The following is a 16,122-nucleotide window of genomic DNA, read 5'->3' as shown; positions in this document are numbered from 1 at the left end:
GCGGAATACTGGTGCGCGCCACGCGTTGCCCTCACGTATGACAACTCTCGGAATCATCGGTGCAGGACACATCGGTTCGCAGGTCGCTCGCGCGGCCGTGGCCCACGGCTACGACGTCGTGATCGCGAACTCGCGCGGCCCGGAGACGCTCGCCTCGCTCGTCGAGGTGCTCGGGTCGAAGGCACGTGCGGCGACCCCAGACGAAGCGGGCGCGGCGGGCGACGTCGTCGTGGTGACCGTGCCTCTGCACGCACTCGACCAGATCCCCGTCGAGCCGCTTGCCGGCAAGATCGTGCTCGACACCAACAACTACTACTTCGAGCGCGACGGCCACATCGATGCGCTCGACAAGGGCGAGACCACCACCTCAGAGCTGGTGCAGCAGCACCTGCCGACGTCGAAGATCGCCAAGGCGTTCAACCACATCCTCGCCGCCGACATCACCACGGGCGGCGCACCTGCCGGCACTGAGAACCGCCGCGCACTGGCCACCGCGGGCGACGACGCCGAAGCGGTCGCGTTCGTGACCCGCTTCTACGACGAGCTCGGATTCGACACCGTGAACATCGGCGCGCTGAGCGAGTCGTGGCGTGTCGAGCGAGACCGCCCGGCCTATGGCGTGCGCCAGAACGCCGCCGAGCTCGAGGCGAATCTCGCCCGCGCGAACCGCCTGCCCTGACCAGCGCATCAGTGCCTCCGGATGGCTGATTCCCGATGCGGAATTGGCCATCCGGCGCGTCGAGTGCCACAATGCCATGCATGGCAGAGGTGGGGACTGCCGGCGAACTCGAGTCGGTGAGGGTGACGCGCATTCTGCGGGATGACATCATCTTCGGTCGTCGCGCGCCGGGATCACGCCTCGTCGAGCGCGACATCGCCGCCGAACTGAACGTCTCGCGACTCCCGGTGCGCGAGGCGATCCGCGCGTTGGTCGCCGAGGGCGTCGTGACGTCGCGCCCGCGGTCAGGGGCGGTCGTCCGGCAGTTCACGCACCATGACATCCGCGAGTTCGCCGAGGTGCGTCAGGCGTTCGAGACCCTGATCTTCGTCTTCGCCGCAGAGCGTCACGACGCGGAGGGCCTCGCCCGGCTGCGTGCCGCCTACGAGGCGGAGTACGACGCGGCGCGCACCGGCGACTCCGACGGGGCGCGGGCCGCCGCGGCGGATTTCCACGAGGTCGCGGCGGCACTCGCGGGCAACGAGATGCTCAACGAGCTCACGGGCGTCTTCCTCACGCGACTGCGCTGGCTGTTCGGTCAGCACGATGACCTGCCCGGGATGGCCGAGGAGCACCGGGTCATCCTCGAGGCGGTGGCCGCGCGCGACGTCGACCGCCTGCGCATGCTGATCCCGCAGCACATGGCGTCCGGCCAGGCAGTCGCCGTTCGTCGGCTGCAGAGCTCGGATCCTCCGGCCTGATCGCGTGCGTGGCGCACCGTCCACCGGCTTATATATTGAGCATGTCGGAAAGGTTCCGGTCGGAGTCGCGGTTCTGGGGGGCGAGATGCGTCGTCTTGCTGTCGTGGTCGGAAGCCTCCTGCTGGTGGGAGGAGGCGTCCTCGTCGTCGTCGCCGATCAGGAGCGGCAGGCGGCTCTCGATTCCGTGCGCACGCAGATCGTGCAGGTCGAGCAGCGACTCGGCGGCGCACGCGAGCAGAACCTCGATCTCGCCGAGCGACTCACTGCGCTCCGTTCGCAGATCGCCGAGCAGGATGCCGCGCTCCTCGACGCGACGGGGTTTTTGCCGTGATGCGCCGGGTGATGTCGATCACCGTCACGCTCGCGCTCCTGCTGACGTTCGGGGTGGTCGCGCGCGCGAACGCCCTCGAGACCGAGCGGACCGCCGCCGTCGCCGAGTTGGAATCGGTTGCCGGCACCACGAACACGGCGCTACAGCGCACGGACCACCTGCAGGGTGCCGTCGACCGTGCCGAGCGCGACACCGCTGAGCGTGCCGCCGTGCTCGCCGAGCGACCGGCGTTCCTCACCGAGGTCGCAGCTCTCGGCACAGCCGTCGCGGCCGCGGTCGGCAAGGTCGACACCGCCGCGCATTTGGCCGCCGCACGCTCCGCGCAGCAGACCGTGCTGGCCGAGTACGCCGACCCGGTCGTGGTGACGAACGCGACGGCCACCGTGCACGCGCTGACCGAGAAGGTGACCGAGGAGGTTGCGGCCTGGGATGCGGCGCGGATCGTGCGCACGGCAGGCCCCGGCGGCCCCGTGTACACGAGCAGCGGACCCGACGGCTACGCCCGCGTGCGGGCCGCGCTCGATCGCGTCGGCGGTGCGGGCGTCGGTCTCTACGAGTCGTCGTCGTGTGCGGGCGGGACCGCTCCGGCGTGCGCCAACAGCAACGGCTACATCAAGTACCGCGCCGACATCGCCGGGTGGAGCGAGGGGCGCCTGAACTGGGCCATGGCGCACGAGCTCGCCCACATCTACCAGTTCCAGATCTGGGGCACGCTCAACGCCTCGGGCTCCTACGCGTCGATGTTCGGCGGCGACCCCGAGTTCCTCGCCAACTGCATGGCCGTCGTGCGCGGCTACCCGGGCAACCAGGGGTGCAACGGAGACCAGCAGGCCTGGGCGTCGGGCATCTGGGTCGGCGCGGTCCGCTGACCGTCCGCGCTCACCTGGCTCAGCGCATCGGCGTGGTGGTGTCGACGGCCTCGCGCAGGGTCCCGCGCATCACGCGCCAGTACATCGACGGCGCGAGACGCACCAGGATGTCCACCATCCGCGACTCCCGTCCGATCATCGTGCGCGCCCGGCGTCTCACCGTCGCGCGGATGATCCGCGCCGCAGCATCCGCGGGTTCCGTGTGGTACATCGCCGCCTGGGCCGATGCCGCCCGCACCGCCACCGCGGGGTCGATCGCCGCCGCATAGCGCCCGTGCAGGATGATGCCCGTGCGCACCCCTGCCGGATACACCAGCCCGACCGTCACGGAGGTGTCTTCGAGCTCGTGGCGCAGGGCCTCGGAGAACCCGCGGACCGCGAACTTGCTCATCGCGTAGGGGATGCGGCCGGCGGGAGCCGCGAGTCCGTAGACGCTCGACATGTGCGTGATGTGCGCCGCGGGCGCCTGACGCAGCGCCGGCAGCAGCGCCTTGGTGATCGACAGGGTGCCCCAGACGTTCACGTCGACGAGCCAGCGCATCTCCTCCATGGTTAGCTGCTCGAGCGAGCCGAGCATCGACGATCCGGCGCAGGTGATGAGCGCGTTCACGCGGGGGTGCACCGCGGTGATCTCGGCGGCCGCGGCGAACACGGCCTGGTCGTTGCGCACATCGACCACATGAGTCGTGACGGTCGTGGAGTGCAGTTCGGCTGCCACGCTCGCGAGCGCCACCGCGTTGTGGTCGATGAGCGCGAGATGGACGCCCTGGGCGGCGAGGATCCGGGCGATGGCGGCACCGATTCCGCTGGCCGCGCCGGTGATCACGGTGGTGCTGCCGTTGAGCCTGAGGCGCATCGATCGTCCTCCTTTCGGCGCGCCCAGAAGCGCGTCGTATCCCCATGCTCTGGTCGGGTCCAGAGAACCGGGTGAGACCATTGTCGCCCACGCCTGGCGCGAGCGATACCGGTACGCTCGTAGCGGGAGGTTTCGGGTGGGACGGACTGCGGATGCCATCGCTGAGGGCGTTGCGATCGCCACCGCTGCCGCGCGCCTGGCCGTCAAGAACCACATCCTGATGGGCACGATCGCCGAGGGCGGGGTGTTCGACACCGAGAAGTACATCGCCGACGCGCGCGAGGCGTTGCGGGCGATGGCCGAGGAGTCCGAAGAGGCAGCGGCCAACGTCACGGCACTGCGCAAGCGTGCGCGCGGGCGCCACTCCGACCCCTCCGGCACGCACGACTACCGTGACCGCGACGTGCGCAATCTGCGTCGTCGGGCCAAGCAGTCCGCCGGCGTCGCCGCGCGACTGCGCGCCGTCATGGAAGACCCTGAGAAGCTGGGTGAGATCGTCGAAGAAGCCCGAGCCGCGGCCTGGGCCGACGTCCGCCACAACCTCGATCGCCGGCTGCGCGTCGAGGGCATGCGTCCCGACCAGGACCCCGACTACGACCGCATGCGCGAAGCGCGGATGCAGGCGCTGAGGCTCGTCGACCTGCAGGCGCTGTCGTCGAATCAGCGCGCCAAGGCCAAGCGCACCAAGAAGCAGAAGACGGTGCCTGCCGACGACTGAGGCTCGTTTCGCTTTCGCGTCGGGACTGTTGTAGGCTGTTCTACGGCCCGCTGAGCGGTCCAGGAGCGCCCGTAGCTCAATGGATAGAGCATCTGACTACGGATCAGAAGGTTAGGGGTTCGAGTCCCTTCGGGCGCACCACACCGAAAACCCCCGTCGCGACAGCGGCGGGGGTTTCGTCGTACCCGGGTCACTGCGGATGCTGCAGCGGTGGATCAGAAATGCGTCTGAGTGGCCGCGTCGGGATGCGTTTCTGATCCATCACCGGCTGGGCGGTGCGGGAGCGATGAGGCTCGTGATCGCCGGGTCGCGGCGGGCCACCTCGGCGGCGGTCGACACGATCACGCGACGGAGCGCCGCCACGGCGGCGGCAGGCGTCACGTCCGAGCGATGCGCGAGGCTGATCGTGCGGCTCATCATCGGGTGCGCGAGGCGCACCGACCGCAGCGCAGGGCGATCGAGCAAGACCATGGCGGGGACGACAGCGACGCCGATGCCGCGCTCGACGAACCGCAGCACGGCATCCATCTCGGCGCCCGCCAGGACGGGTCGCGGCGACAGGCCGGCCTCGCGGAACGCCGCGTCGGTGATCGCCCGCAACTCGTAGCTCTCGTCGAGGGCGACGAGGGGGAGTTCGGCGAGCTGCGCCAGATCGATGGATGCTCCGGTCGTGACCGCTGGCTGCGCGGCGGAGGAGATCACCACGAGTTCTTCGGCGAGCAGTGACGTGCGGGTCAGGGCTCCGGTGGGCGCCTGACCCTCAGCCGTGGTGACGAGAGCGATGTCGAGAGCGCCGACCGCCAGCTGCTCGACCAGGGTGCGGGATCCGGCTTCGGTGAGTTCCAGGTCGACGCCGGGGTGTGCGGCGTGGAACACGCTGATCGCCTCGGCGACGAGGCTGATGCAGAGGGTGGGAGGAGCGCCGAATCTCACCCGCCCGCGGCGCAATCCCGCGAGTTCGTCCATCTCCTCGCGAATGGCTTCGGCTTCGGCCAGCATCCGCTGCGCGCGGGGGAGCAGGGTCTCACCGGCGGCGGTGAGCGCGATGTGGCCGCGGGCCCGGTGGAAGAGCTCGGTGCCGAGTTCGCGCTCGAGCGTGGAGATCTGTCGACTCAGCGACGGCTGGGCGAGATGCAGGTGCTCGGATGCTCGGGTGAAGTGGCCGAGGCGGGCCACCTCGACGAACCCGCGGAGTTGCTCGAGGTTCATGGCCATAGCCTAGCCGCATCGTGACGACTCGAAGTATGCATTGGAGTAATCGGCGGCGCGTGCCTAGCGTTGAGTGCATGAGTACTCGCGAACGTCAGATCTCCACCACGGTCCTCGTGATCGGCACCGGTGGTTCCGGACTGCGCGCGGCGATCGAGGTCGCCGAACACGGCATCGACGTGCTCGCCGTCGGCAAGCGCCCGCGACAGGACGCCCACACCTCTCTCGCGGCGGGCGGCATCAACGCCGCACTCGGCACGATGGACGCCGACGACAGCTGGCAACAGCACGCCGCCGACACCATCAAGGAGAGCTACCTGCTGGCCAACCCCCACACGGTCGAGATCGTGACGCAGGGCGCGGAGCGCGGCATCCGCGATCTCGAGCGCTGGGGCATGGACTTCGCCCGTGAGGACGACGGCCGCATCTCGCAGCGCTTCTTCGGGGCGCACACGTTCCGCCGCACCGCCTTCTCGGGCGACTACACCGGCCTCGAGATCCAGCGCACGCTCGTGCGCAAGGCCGAGCAGCTCGACGTTCCGATCCTCGACCACGTGTACATCACGCGTCTGCTCGTGCGCGACAACGTGATCTTCGGGGCCTACGGTTTCGACCAGTCCGACGGCACCCGCTACCTGATCCACGCCGACTCGGTGATCCTCGCCGCCGGCGGCCACAACCGCATCTGGCGGCGCACCTCGTCGCGGCGCGACGAGAACACGGGAGACTCCTTCCGCCTGGCGGTCGACGCCGGCGCACGACTGCGCGACCCCGAACTCGTGCAGTTCCACCCATCCGGGATTATCGAGCCCGAGAACGCAGCGGGCACGCTCATCTCCGAGGCAGCGCGCGGCGAGGGCGGCGTGCTGCGCAACGCGCTCGGCGAGCGCTTCATGAAGAAGTACGACCCGGAACGCCAGGAGCTCTCGACCCGCGACCGCGTCGCCCTCGCCGCGTACACCGAGATCAAGGAAGGTCGCGGCACCGAGAACGGCGGTGTGTGGCTTGACGTGTCACACCTGCCCCGCGAGACGATCATGAGCCGTCTGCCCCGCGTCTACCAGACGATGATGGAGCTGCAGATGCTCGACATCACAACCGACCCGATCGAGATCGCTCCGACCGCGCACTACTCGATGGGCGGGGTGTGGGTGCGTCCGGACGACCACCAGACCGACGTCGACGGCCTCTTCGCAATCGGCGAGGCATCGAGCGGGCTGCACGGCGCGAACCGACTGGGCGGCAACTCCCTGATCGAGCTGCTCGTCTACGGGCGCATCGTCGGACAGGCCGCGATGGATCATGCGGCCGGACTCGACGCGCAGCGTCGCTCCACCGAGGCCGTCGACCAGGCGCGCACCGAGATCGCCGATCTGCTCGCCGCTGACGGACGCGAGAACGTGCGTGCGCTGCAGCGGGCGATCCGCAACACGATGACCGATCACGCCGGGGTCGTGCGCTCCGAGGAAGGCCTGCGTCAGGGTCTCGCCGAGCTCGACGGCATCGAGGCGCGGATGGCCGACATCGGCATCCATCCCGACATCGCCGGGTACCAGGATCTCGCGCACGCGTTCGACCTGAAGGCCTCGGCGCTTGCCGCGCGCGCGACGATGGAGGCCGCGCTCGAGCGCCGTGAGACTCGCGGATGCCACAACCGCAGCGACTACCCCGACCTCGATCCCGAGCTGCAGGTGAACCTCGTCTGGTCGCCCACAGCCGGTGTCACGCGTGAGCCCATCCCCGCGATTCCCGCGGAGATCGCCGAGCTCATGCGCGAGGTCGACACCGACGGCAAGCTCGTCGAATAGCCCGCACCCTCGGGGTTTCTCCCCTCCGGCCGCACTCACTGTCACCGACCGTTCCCCCGGAAGACAGAACCGCGACCGGAGGGGAGATTTGCGTTGTGGGCGCGTCAGACCGTCGGCGGCTCGTCGACGCCGATGCCGATGGCCTCGTGGTCGGGCTCCGGCTCGTCGCGGCTCGGGGCCTTGGGCTCCTCGCCCGGGTCTTTCTCGGTGCTGGGCTCTTCGAGCTCGTCGTTGTCGGGGATCTCGTCGGCATCCGCCTGCTCGGGCGACGCCGCCTGATCGGGAGTGGATGCCTCGCCCGCGACCTCGCCGTCGCCGACCGGGTCGGTGTCGCCGGTGGTGTGCACCTGCTCGGGCGTGATCGCCTCGACTTCGCCGGCATCGCCGGATGCGGGGGTGGGCGTGGGCGCCTGCGTCTCGTCGGTGGAGTCCTGGTCCGGTGTGCTGTTCGTCATGGTCACCCTTTCGTGATGTGTGACTTCAGGATGCCGCGACGCCAGCCGCTCGGGAAGGGGCTTGACGCGTCCGCCGACGCCGCGTGCCTGTGGCGTTAACGATCATGAACCGAAATGCGGAATGCGGCGTAGCCTGGGGGAGTGACAGCGTACGTCTCGGCCTTCGACCTCTTCTCCATCGGAGTGGGGCCGTCGAGCTCCCACACCGTGGGGCCCATGCGCGCAGCGCTCGACTTCGTGCAGCGGCTCGCGGCGGGCGGCTCGCTCGCTCGCGTCGCGCGCGTGGGCGGCAGGCTGTTCGGGTCGCTCGGCGCGACCGGAATCGGGCACGGCACGCCGGATGCCGTCGTCGCCGGACTCCGCGGACTCTCGCCCGAGGCGTGCGATCCCGCGCAGGTGCGGCGGGCCTGGACCGACCTCGGCGCCGGCGCGACGCTGATGCTCGCCGGGCGACACGAGGTGCCGTTCGCGAAGGACGACATCGTGTTCGCCCCGCGCACGCGGCTGCCCGGGCATCCGAACGCCATGACGCTCATCGCCTGGTCTGCCGACGGCGAGACGATGCAGGAAGAGACGTACTACTCGGTCGGGGGCGGGTTCATCCGCCGGGAGGGGGAGGATGCCGCGGTCGCCGCCGCCGGCTTCCCCTACTCCTACGCCGACGCGTCGTCGCTGCTGGCCCTGTGCGACGAGCAGGGCCTGTCGATCGCCGAGGTCGCGCGCCTGAACGAGACGACGGTGCGCTCCGAGGACGAGGTCGCCGCCGGGCTCGACGCGATCTGGGACGCGATGGCCGCATGCGTCGACGCGGGACTGCACGCCGACGGGGTGCTCCCCGGGTTCCTGCAGGTGAAGCGGCGGGCCGGTGTCATCCGCGGACAGCTCGAGGAGGCGGAATCCGGTGGACATCGGGAGCTCCCGGGCGAATGGCTCGGCGCGTTCGCGCTGGCCGTGAACGAGGAGAACGCCGCGGGCGGTCGGGTCGTCACCGCGCCGACGAACGGCGCCGCCGGGATCCTGCCCGCCGTCGCGATGTACTGGTGGCGCTTCCTCGCCGACTCCGGGCTCGGCGCCGGCAACGCGGTCACCCCCTACGGCGAACTCGTCGGCAGCGCGCTGCTCGGATTCGGGCCGGATGCAGGTGCGCTCGACGTATCCGCCAGCGATGCCCTCGACGCGGAGCAGACTGCGGAGGCGAACCGTCGCCGCGGCATCCGTCGCTTCCTGCTGACGGCGACCGCGCTCGGATCGCTGTTCAAGGCGAACGCGTCGATCTCGGGTGCGGAGGGCGGATGCCAGGCCGAGGTCGGCTCTGCGTGCGCGATGGCGGCGGGCGGGCTCACCGCGGTGATGGGCGGCACGAACCGGCAGATCGAGAACGCGGCGGAGATCGCCATGGAGCATCACCTCGGGCTGACGTGCGACCCGATCGGCGGGCTGGTGCAGATTCCGTGCATCGAGCGGAACGCCATCGCGGCATCCACGGCGGTCACGGCGGCCCGGCTGGCGCTGCGCGGCGACGGGAGTCACTACGTGTCGCTCGACGCCGTTGTCGAAACCATGCGCCAGACGGGCATCGACATGTCGACGAAGTACAAGGAGACGAGCGAAGGCGGACTGGCGGTCAACGTCATCGAGTGCTGACACGGCCGCTCGGCGTTCACAAATCAGCAAGAACTGTCTCCGGTGACGCGTATTCGGCCGATTCCGGGGGTCTGCCGCAGATTCTTGCTGAGTTGTGAACCGCGGCCAGCGGCAACACGCCCGCTCAGCGCGCCGCGCGACCCTTCGTGTGCCGGGTCGGCGCCGCGGCCCAGGGGTCTTCGGGCCACGGATGCTTCGGATAGCGGCCCCGCATCTCGGCGCGCACCTGGGCGTAGGGACCCGACCAGAACGAGGCGAGGTCGTCGGTGACGGCGAGCGGTCGCCCCGCGGGAGAGAGCAGGTGGAAGAGCACCGGCACACGCCCGTCGACCAGCCGCGGGGTCTCGGCCCAGCCGAAGCACTCCTGCAGCTTGACGGCGACGACCGGCCGGGCGTTCGGATCGTCGAGAGCCGGGTAGGCGATGCGGATGCGGGATCCGGTGGGGACCTCGAGCCGTTCGGGCACCAGCTCGTCGAGCCGCGCGGCTTCGGGCCAAGGCAGCAGGCGGCGCAACGGGGTCGACAGGTGCAACCGTGCCGCGGGGGTGCCGCTCGCGAGGGCGTCGAGCTCGGGCGCGAGCCACGTGTCGAGGGCGGCGAGGAGTCCGGCATCCGACACGTCGGGCCACGGCGATCCCAGCTCACGGTGCAGCAACCCGAGGCGGCGCCGGAGCTCGACGGCCGCCTCGGACCACGCGAACACGCTCAGCCCCTCGCGGCGCAGGGCCCGGCGCACGGCATCGCGCCCCTCGTCGGCCGACGCCCGCACCGGCGCAGACGAACGCAGGATCGCACCCACGCGACGCTCGCGACGCGCCTGCACGCGACCTGCGACGAACTCCGCCTCGATGCGGTCGGTGATCAGGTGGCTCGCCGCCCGTTCCATCTGCGCCTCAGTCAGCACCGCGGCGGAGCGGACGATCGCGCCTGAGCCGGCGGCCGCCCGTCCCGACGCCCGCGCGACGTCGGCGATGGCGATCCACTCGGCCGCCGCGAGCGCACCGGTCACGCCCGCGCGGGTGCCCGACGCCAGCAGGAACGTCGCCCCGCCCGCCGTGTGGTCCACGCGGCGGGCGACCCGCTCGGGGAAGGCCAGCGCGATCACGAGGCCGACGCTGTCAAGGCTCGAGCGGATACCGGGCGTCGACGGGATCATGCGCTCCAGGCGGTCGGCATCGCTGCGCCACCGACGGGCATCCGGGGTGCGTCCGCCGCGCAGGGCGATGAGAGCCTGGGCGACATCGGAGTCGGCGATGCGCACGTCGCCGCCCAGCAGCGCGACGACCTCGGCCGCGAGCCGCGCGCCCACCGCGGGGCCGCCGTCACGCAGAGCGCGGGCGAGCCGGGGATCGGTCGGGATACGCGCGAGGGCACGGCCCTCGTCGGTCACGCGGCCCTCGTCGTCGATCGCACCGAGGCCGTGCAGTACCTCGACGGCATCGGCGAGGCTGTCGGCGGGGAGCGGATCGATCAGCCGCAGACCGGTTCCGCCCGGCGCACCCCAACAGGCGAGCAGCAGCGCCGCATCGGCGAGATCGCTCGAGGCGATCTCGGGAGTCGGGCGAGCGGGGGCGGTGGCGTAGGTGCGCTCGTCGACGCAGCGGACGACGATTCCCGGGCCCTGACGGGTGGCGCGGCCGGCACGCTGCACGCTCGACGAGCGGGACGCCGCGCTGGTCACGAGCCCCGTCATCCCGCGGGCGGCATCGCGCTGCGGGGCCCGGGCCAGGCACGAGTCCACAACCAGGCGAACGCCGGGCACGGTCAGGGATGACTCCGCGAGAGACGTCGTGACGATGATCCGGGCAGGGTCGTGCGGGCGGCGGCCGCGGATGACGGCATCCTGCTCGGCGGCGGGGATCTGGCCGTGCAGCTCCCGCACGTCGAATCCCTCGGTCGCATCACGGAGGCGGCGCGCGATCTCCGACACCTCGCGGGCGCCGGGCGCGAAGACCAGCACGTCGGCCGCCGGGTCGTCTCGGCGCAGATCCTGGGCGGCGGATGCCGTTGTCCGCGCGACGTGATCGAGGAACGCCCATGTGACTCCGCGTTCGTCGAGGCGCGGCGCAGGGCTGGGCGCCCAGCGCTCGGTGAGCGGGAAGGCGGGAACGCGGTGATCGACGATCGGAGCGGGCTGGTCGTCCGTGCCGACGACGGCGGCGATACGCGCGGCGTCGAGGGTCGCCGACATGGCGATGAGCACGAGGTCGTCGCGCAGCTCGCGCACCTCGGACAGCAGACCGATCAGCAGGTCGGTCTCGAGCGCGCGCTCATGCACCTCGTCGATGATCACGGCATCCACGCCCTGCAAGCCCGGGTCGTCGAGCAGGCGCCGGAGCAGCACGCCCGCCGTGACGAACTCGACCCGCGTCTCGCGGCTGACCGTGCGCTCGCCGCGGACGGTGAACCCCACCCGCGTGCCGAGCGGCGAGCCGTCGAGCTGTGCGAGCCGACGCGCGGCTGCCCGGGCGGCGACGCGGCGCGGCTGGGTCACGATGACGCGTCCGGGGGAGCGCGAGGCGAGCAGCGGCGGCACGAGGGTGGTCTTGCCGGTGCCGGGAGGGGCGCTCACCACCGCCGAGGTGCTCGCGTCGAGCGTCGCTGAGAGCTCGTCGATGGCCGACGCGAACGACAGACCCGCACCGATCGTGGCGAGGTCGAAGGCGGGCGTCATGCTCTCAGTCTGCCCGGTCGCGTCGGGGCCGGCGTCGGCGGTGGCTCCGGCCGCCCGCGCACAATTCAGCAAGAGCGCGGCGGACCCGGCTGAATCGGGCCCGATCAGGCCGGTCGCGCGACGTTCTTGCTGAATTGTGAACACCCACCCGCCCACACACGACGAATGCCGCGACCGATTCGGCCGCGGCATCCGCTGTTCTTCGTGGATTACTCGTCGCTGGGCGACGGCGCCGCGGGAGGCGGCGGGGGAGTGGTCGGCGTCGACGTGCGGGTCTTCGCCGGCGCGGGCGACGACGTCTCGGCGACCCCGGCGCCGAAGCTGCGACCGACCGCCTGGCCCTGGATGATGCCGGCCAGGTCGAGCCCGGTTGCGGAGTGCACGGTGTCGAACACCGACCGCATGGCCTTCGCGCTGTCGGCGCCGATGACGTTCGACGCGCCGTCCTCGCCGGAGCTGCCGATGATCGAGACGTTGCCGATCGCGGCGTAGCCCTTCGAGAACTCCGCCATGATCGACGGCAGCACCTCGAGCACGCGCTGCGACATGAACGCTTCCTGGTTCGACGCGATGGCCTTCGCCTCAGCCTCGAGCGCAGCCGCACGGGCATCACCCTCGGCGCGGATGGCGTCGGCTTCGGCGTTGGCGCGCAGGCGTCGTGCCTCGGACTCGGCTTCGGCCTGTGCGCGCAGGGCGTTGGCCTCACCGTTGGCCTTGGCGACTGCGGCTGCGGCCTCACCGTCGGCGCGGGCCCGGTCGGCCTGCGCCTGCTGCTCGGCGATGCGGGTGCGGGCCTCGGCCTGCTTGACCTGCTCGATCGCCGCGGCCTCAGCCGAGCGCTCACGCGTGTAGAGCTCGGCCTGGGCGCGCGTCTCGGCCTCGTACCGCTGCGCATCGGCGACGCGCTTGACGTCGGCATCGAGCTGCGCCTGACGGTTCTCGGCCTGCTGCTGCAGAACGGCCTGCTGCGCCTGCTCGCGGGCGAGGTTCTCGGCCTGCTCCGCCTCGGCGCGTGCACGACCGATGCCGGCGTTCGAGTTGGCCGTGTTCGTGTCGAGCGCGGTCTGCTCGATCAGGTTGGCTTCCTTGTTGGCGATGTTCTTCTGGTTGATCGCACGGTCGGCGTTGGTCTGCGAGATCTCCGCGGACTGACGCTTCGCCTGGATCTCGGGAGCACCGAGCGACTGGATGTAGCCGACCTTGTCGGTGATGCCCTTGATCTGGAACGAGTCGAGGATCAGGCCCTGCTCCGCGAGCTCCTGCGAGACGTCGGCGGCGATCTGGTCCGAGAACTTCTTGCGCTCGCGCATCAGCTCGACGACCGACAGCGTGGCGACGATGCCGCGTAGCGCACCCTCGAGCTGCTCGGTGGTGAACTGCTCGATCGCCGTGTCCTGCGAGGCGAAACGCTCCGCGGCCCGGCGCACCAGGAGGGGGTCGGAGCCGATCTTCACGATCGCGACGCCGTCGACGTTCAGGGTGACGCTGTCGAGCGACTGCGCCTCGGCGTTGAGGGAGACCTGCCGCGAGCGCAGCGAGATGATCTCGTGGCGCTGCGTGATCGGGTTGACGAGCGACTTGCCGTTCACGATGACCGTGACGGGCGACTCTGACATCTCGTCGCGACTGGATCCGTCGGCTGACAGGACCGCGAGCTGCACCTTCTGCTTGCGACCCGAGATGACGAGCGCCTCGTCGGCGCGTGCCACCTTGATCCAGCTGCGCGCGAACAGCAGCAGGATCAGCAGTATGACGACAGCGGCGACGGCGGCGATGCCGACGATGATGAGGATGCCGACAGCTCCAGCAATCTCCATGAATGACCTCCCTGGTTCCCCCCGAGGGGGCGGTCTGGCGCGCCGTGATGCGCGCCGTCACGACCCACCCTGCCAGATCGGAGAGGCCAGCGGTGAGGGCAGAGGTACTCAGCTCTCGCGGAGCTTCTCGGCGAGGTCGCGCAGCTGTCGCAGCTCGTCGTCGTCGAGGCGCGACATGCGCTCGGCGATCGATCGTCCGTGCACCATCGCCAGGCTGCGGAAGGCGCGGGCGCCGGCGTCGGTGGCGCGGATCAGCGAGCCGCGTCCGTCATCGGGATCGGCGCACTTCGAGATCAGTCCGCGCGAGACCATGCGGTCGACGAGGCGAGAGACGCTCGGCTGGCTGATGAGCATGTTCGCGGTGACATCGCGCAGACGCGCGACCATGTCGGGGGAGCGGGTCACGGTGAGGAGCACGTCGTACTCGGCCTGGTTGAGGTCGCCGTGATCGAAGTCGGCCACCATCTCGGTGAACAGCTCGTGCTGCGCGCGGAACAGGCTCTCCCAGGCCTGCAGTGCGAGCTTGCGATCGGTCATCCTCACAGGATAGCCGGGAACAAGTAAGGGCCGATCGGAGAGGCTTCCGACCGGCCCTTGTCCCTTGCACCAAGAGTGTCCTGCAATCACATGCGGTGTATGCCACAGCAAACATTCACCGTGTGATCACTGTATAACGGCGGGGTAACGAATGCAACGGTTTGGTTACGGAAAGTTTTGAGCCGCTGGGGACGCTAGTGCACGTAGGCGCTCTCGTCGTCCCAGGCCGGGTTGAGGTCGTCTTTCTTTCCGCGGATGAACGCGAAGCCGATCACGGCGGCGGCGACCATAGTGATTCCGGCCGCGAGGAACGCCGCCTTGTACCCGTCGGTGAAGGCGGTGAGCTGGTCCGCTCCCATTTCGAGGGAGCCCGCTGTGGCGTTCGCGTAGAACACGGTGAAAACAGCCAGGCCGATCGATCCGCCGATGTGGAACATGGAGTTCACGACAGCGGAGGCGACGCCGGCGTCTTCGTTCTCGACACCGATGAGCGCGAGGTTCTGCACGGGGACGAACAGCATCGACAGGCCGATGCCGAGGAGTACCAGTGCCGGCAGTACCTGCACGAAGTAGTTGCCATCCGGGGTGATCAGCAGGAGCAGGAACAGACCCGCTGCCGAGAAGAGAGGTCCGAGGATCATCAGCGGGCGCGGGCCATAGCTGTTGAGGATCTTCGTCGTCACGGGGGAGAAGCCCATGATGACGACGGTCATTGCGAGGTTCGCGAGACCGGACACGAGCGGACCCATGCCGAGCACGATCTGGAAGTAGAACGTGAGGTAGAGCATCGCGCCGATCATGACCGCACCGATGGCCGCCTGGATGAGGATCGCGCCGGCACGGACACCGTTGGTGATGACGCGGAGCGGGAGGAGCGGCTGCTTCGCCTTGCGTTCGATGAGGACGAAGATGACGAGCAGCACGACGCCGAGGGCGAGGAAGAGGATCGTGTCGACGGAGTCCCAACCGTGCTCAGCGAGGGTGAAGCCGTAGACGAGTGCGCCGAGACCGAGGGTGACCGTGATGGTGCCCCAGATGTCGTAGCGGTTGTTGCCCTCTGCCTTGCTTTCGCTGAGGAACAGTACTCCGCCGATGAGGCCGAGGACGACGAAGAAGATGTTCACGAGGAGGCACCAGCGCCAGTCGGCGAACTCGGTGAGTACGCCGCCGAGGATGAGTCCGATGGCGGCCCCAGTTCCTGCGACGGTTCCGAAGATCGCGAACGCGATGTTGCGTTCCTTGCCGTGCGTGAACGTGACGGTCACCATGGCGAGAGCTGCGGGTGCGAGCATAGCGGCGAATGCCCCCTGCACTCCGCGGGCGATGATGAGTTCCATGCCGCTCTGGGCGAGACCGCCCCAGAGAGACGCGAGGCCGAAGCCGACCATGCCGACCATGAACGTGCGCTTACGGCCCCAATAGTCTGCGATGCGGCCGCCGAGCAGCAGCAGGGCACCGAAGGCAAGGGCGTAGGCGGTGACCACCCACTGGCGTTGACCGTCGGTCATGCCGAGCTCGGCCTGTGCCTGGGGGAGGGCGATCGTCACGATCATCGTGTCGAGCACGACGACCAGCTCGGTCATGGCGAGCACGGCGAGTGCCCACCAACGGGTAGAGGGGCGATCCAGCAATTTGGACATAAAGAAACCTCCAGGCTTCTCAGTGATGAGTCGCTGGAGGTTTCAAGCCTCGGATCTCCGTGCGCGAGTGCACCCGACCCCCCGCAGCTACATAGCTGGGCAGACTCTCATTATATCGGATCGATGACTGGCGTTCAGTCCACGA

General features: G+C 69.8%; 14 protein-coding genes and 1 tRNA gene. 8 read left to right on the top strand and 7 right to left on the bottom strand.

Annotated features, from left to right (window positions below; all coding sequences use genetic code 11):
• The first annotated feature begins 37 nt into the window (after positions 1-37).
• The 4 genes from AC2D10_RS08415 to AC2D10_RS08400 all read left to right on the top strand — a co-directional run bounded on the left by AC2D10_RS08415 (position 38) and on the right by AC2D10_RS08400 (position 2,619).
• Complete coding sequence (locus AC2D10_RS08415) at positions 38-679, top strand: NADPH-dependent F420 reductase (protein WP_484711638.1); 642 nt, start codon at positions 38-40, stop codon at positions 677-679.
• An 80-nt stretch (positions 680-759) separates the two neighbouring features.
• Positions 760-1,419 carry a GntR family transcriptional regulator gene (locus AC2D10_RS08410; protein WP_484711637.1) on the top strand — a complete coding sequence of 220 codons (660 nt, stop codon included), beginning with the start codon at positions 760-762 and terminating at the stop codon, positions 1,417-1,419.
• An 85-nt stretch (positions 1,420-1,504) separates the two neighbouring features.
• Entirely contained in the window at positions 1,505-1,750 is a 246-nt protein-coding gene (locus AC2D10_RS08405) for a hypothetical protein (protein WP_484711636.1), read from the top strand.
• An 11-nt stretch (positions 1,751-1,761) separates the two neighbouring features.
• A complete protein-coding gene (locus AC2D10_RS08400) occupies positions 1,762-2,619 on the top strand; it encodes a hypothetical protein (RefSeq protein ID WP_484711635.1) in 858 nt (285 codons plus the stop codon).
• Between the two features lie 19 nt (positions 2,620-2,638).
• On the opposite strand, the gene AC2D10_RS08395 is transcribed toward AC2D10_RS08400, so the two are convergent.
• Entirely contained in the window at positions 2,639-3,475 is an 837-nt protein-coding gene (locus tag AC2D10_RS08395) for an SDR family NAD(P)-dependent oxidoreductase (protein ID WP_484711634.1), read from the bottom strand.
• 136 nt (positions 3,476-3,611) lie between these two features.
• Here AC2D10_RS08395 and AC2D10_RS08390 point away from each other — a divergent pair, with 136 nt between their 5' ends.
• Entirely contained in the window at positions 3,612-4,193 is a 582-nt protein-coding gene (locus AC2D10_RS08390; RefSeq protein ID WP_484711633.1) for an asparagine synthase, read from the top strand.
• 65 nt (positions 4,194-4,258) lie between these two features.
• Positions 4,259-4,334: transfer RNA gene (locus AC2D10_RS08385), tRNA-Arg, on the top strand.
• A gap of 120 nt (positions 4,335-4,454) precedes the next feature.
• On the opposite strand, the gene AC2D10_RS08380 is transcribed toward AC2D10_RS08385, so the two are convergent.
• Positions 4,455-5,402 (bottom strand): LysR family transcriptional regulator, encoded by a 948-nt coding sequence (locus tag AC2D10_RS08380; protein WP_484711632.1) that lies wholly within the window; start codon positions 5,400-5,402, stop codon positions 4,455-4,457.
• A 77-nt stretch (positions 5,403-5,479) separates the two neighbouring features.
• On the opposite strand from AC2D10_RS08380, the gene AC2D10_RS08375 reads away from it, so the two are divergent.
• A complete protein-coding gene (locus AC2D10_RS08375) occupies positions 5,480-7,210 on the top strand; it encodes an L-aspartate oxidase (protein WP_484711631.1) in 1,731 nt (576 codons plus the stop codon).
• Positions 7,211-7,314: 104 nt separating this feature from the next.
• Here AC2D10_RS08375 and AC2D10_RS08370 read toward each other — a convergent pair whose 3' ends face one another.
• Positions 7,315-7,665, bottom strand: a complete 351-nt coding sequence (locus AC2D10_RS08370; RefSeq protein WP_484711630.1) for a hypothetical protein — start codon at positions 7,663-7,665, stop codon at positions 7,315-7,317.
• Between the two features lie 141 nt (positions 7,666-7,806).
• On the opposite strand from AC2D10_RS08370, the gene AC2D10_RS08365 reads away from it, so the two are divergent.
• Positions 7,807-9,309 carry an L-serine ammonia-lyase, iron-sulfur-dependent, subunit alpha gene (locus tag AC2D10_RS08365; protein WP_484711629.1) on the top strand — a complete coding sequence of 501 codons (1,503 nt, stop codon included), beginning with the start codon at positions 7,807-7,809 and terminating at the stop codon, positions 9,307-9,309.
• Between the two features lie 124 nt (positions 9,310-9,433).
• Here the strand turns inward: AC2D10_RS08365 and hrpB are convergent, their stop codons facing one another.
• The 4 genes from hrpB to AC2D10_RS08345 form a co-directional block, all read right to left on the bottom strand.
• On the bottom strand, positions 9,434-11,983 hold the full coding sequence (hrpB, locus tag AC2D10_RS08360; RefSeq protein WP_484711628.1) for an ATP-dependent helicase HrpB: 2,550 nt from the start codon (positions 11,981-11,983) through the stop codon (positions 9,434-9,436).
• 209 nt (positions 11,984-12,192) lie between these two features.
• Positions 12,193-13,800 (bottom strand): SPFH domain-containing protein, encoded by a 1,608-nt coding sequence (locus AC2D10_RS08355; protein ID WP_484711627.1) that lies wholly within the window; start codon positions 13,798-13,800, stop codon positions 12,193-12,195.
• A gap of 108 nt (positions 13,801-13,908) precedes the next feature.
• Complete coding sequence (locus AC2D10_RS08350; RefSeq protein ID WP_484711626.1) at positions 13,909-14,337, bottom strand: MarR family winged helix-turn-helix transcriptional regulator; 429 nt, start codon at positions 14,335-14,337, stop codon at positions 13,909-13,911.
• Positions 14,338-14,531: 194 nt separating this feature from the next.
• On the bottom strand, positions 14,532-15,977 hold the full coding sequence (locus AC2D10_RS08345) for an MFS transporter (protein WP_484711625.1): 1,446 nt from the start codon (positions 15,975-15,977) through the stop codon (positions 14,532-14,534).
• Positions 15,978-16,122: the final 145 nt, after the last annotated feature.

Source organism: Microbacterium sp. PI-SA-G (assembly GCF_057215335.1).
This window is presented reverse-complemented; position numbering and strand designations above follow the sequence as displayed.

Coding starts and splice junctions, on each gene's coding strand:
- AC2D10_RS08405 (WP_484711636.1), top strand. CDS start 1,505: ATGCGTCGTCTTGCTGTCGTGGTCGGAAGCCTCCTGCTGGTGGGAGGA.
- AC2D10_RS08410 (WP_484711637.1), top strand. CDS start 760: ATGGCAGAGGTGGGGACTGCCGGCGAACTCGAGTCGGTGAGGGTGACG.
- AC2D10_RS08400 (WP_484711635.1), top strand. CDS start 1,762: ATGTCGATCACCGTCACGCTCGCGCTCCTGCTGACGTTCGGGGTGGTC.
- AC2D10_RS08355 (WP_484711627.1), bottom strand. CDS start 13,800: ATGGAGATTGCTGGAGCTGTCGGCATCCTCATCATCGTCGGCATCGCC.
- AC2D10_RS08370 (WP_484711630.1), bottom strand. CDS start 7,665: ATGACGAACAGCACACCGGACCAGGACTCCACCGACGAGACGCAGGCG.
- AC2D10_RS08380 (WP_484711632.1), bottom strand. CDS start 5,402: ATGAACCTCGAGCAACTCCGCGGGTTCGTCGAGGTGGCCCGCCTCGGC.
- hrpB (WP_484711628.1), bottom strand. CDS start 11,983: ATGACGCCCGCCTTCGACCTCGCCACGATCGGTGCGGGTCTGTCGTTC.
- AC2D10_RS08415 (WP_484711638.1), top strand. CDS start 38: ATGACAACTCTCGGAATCATCGGTGCAGGACACATCGGTTCGCAGGTC.
- AC2D10_RS08350 (WP_484711626.1), bottom strand. CDS start 14,337: ATGACCGATCGCAAGCTCGCACTGCAGGCCTGGGAGAGCCTGTTCCGC.
- AC2D10_RS08375 (WP_484711631.1), top strand. CDS start 5,480: ATGAGTACTCGCGAACGTCAGATCTCCACCACGGTCCTCGTGATCGGC.
- AC2D10_RS08345 (WP_484711625.1), bottom strand. CDS start 15,977: ATGTCCAAATTGCTGGATCGCCCCTCTACCCGTTGGTGGGCACTCGCC.
- AC2D10_RS08395 (WP_484711634.1), bottom strand. CDS start 3,475: ATGCGCCTCAGGCTCAACGGCAGCACCACCGTGATCACCGGCGCGGCC.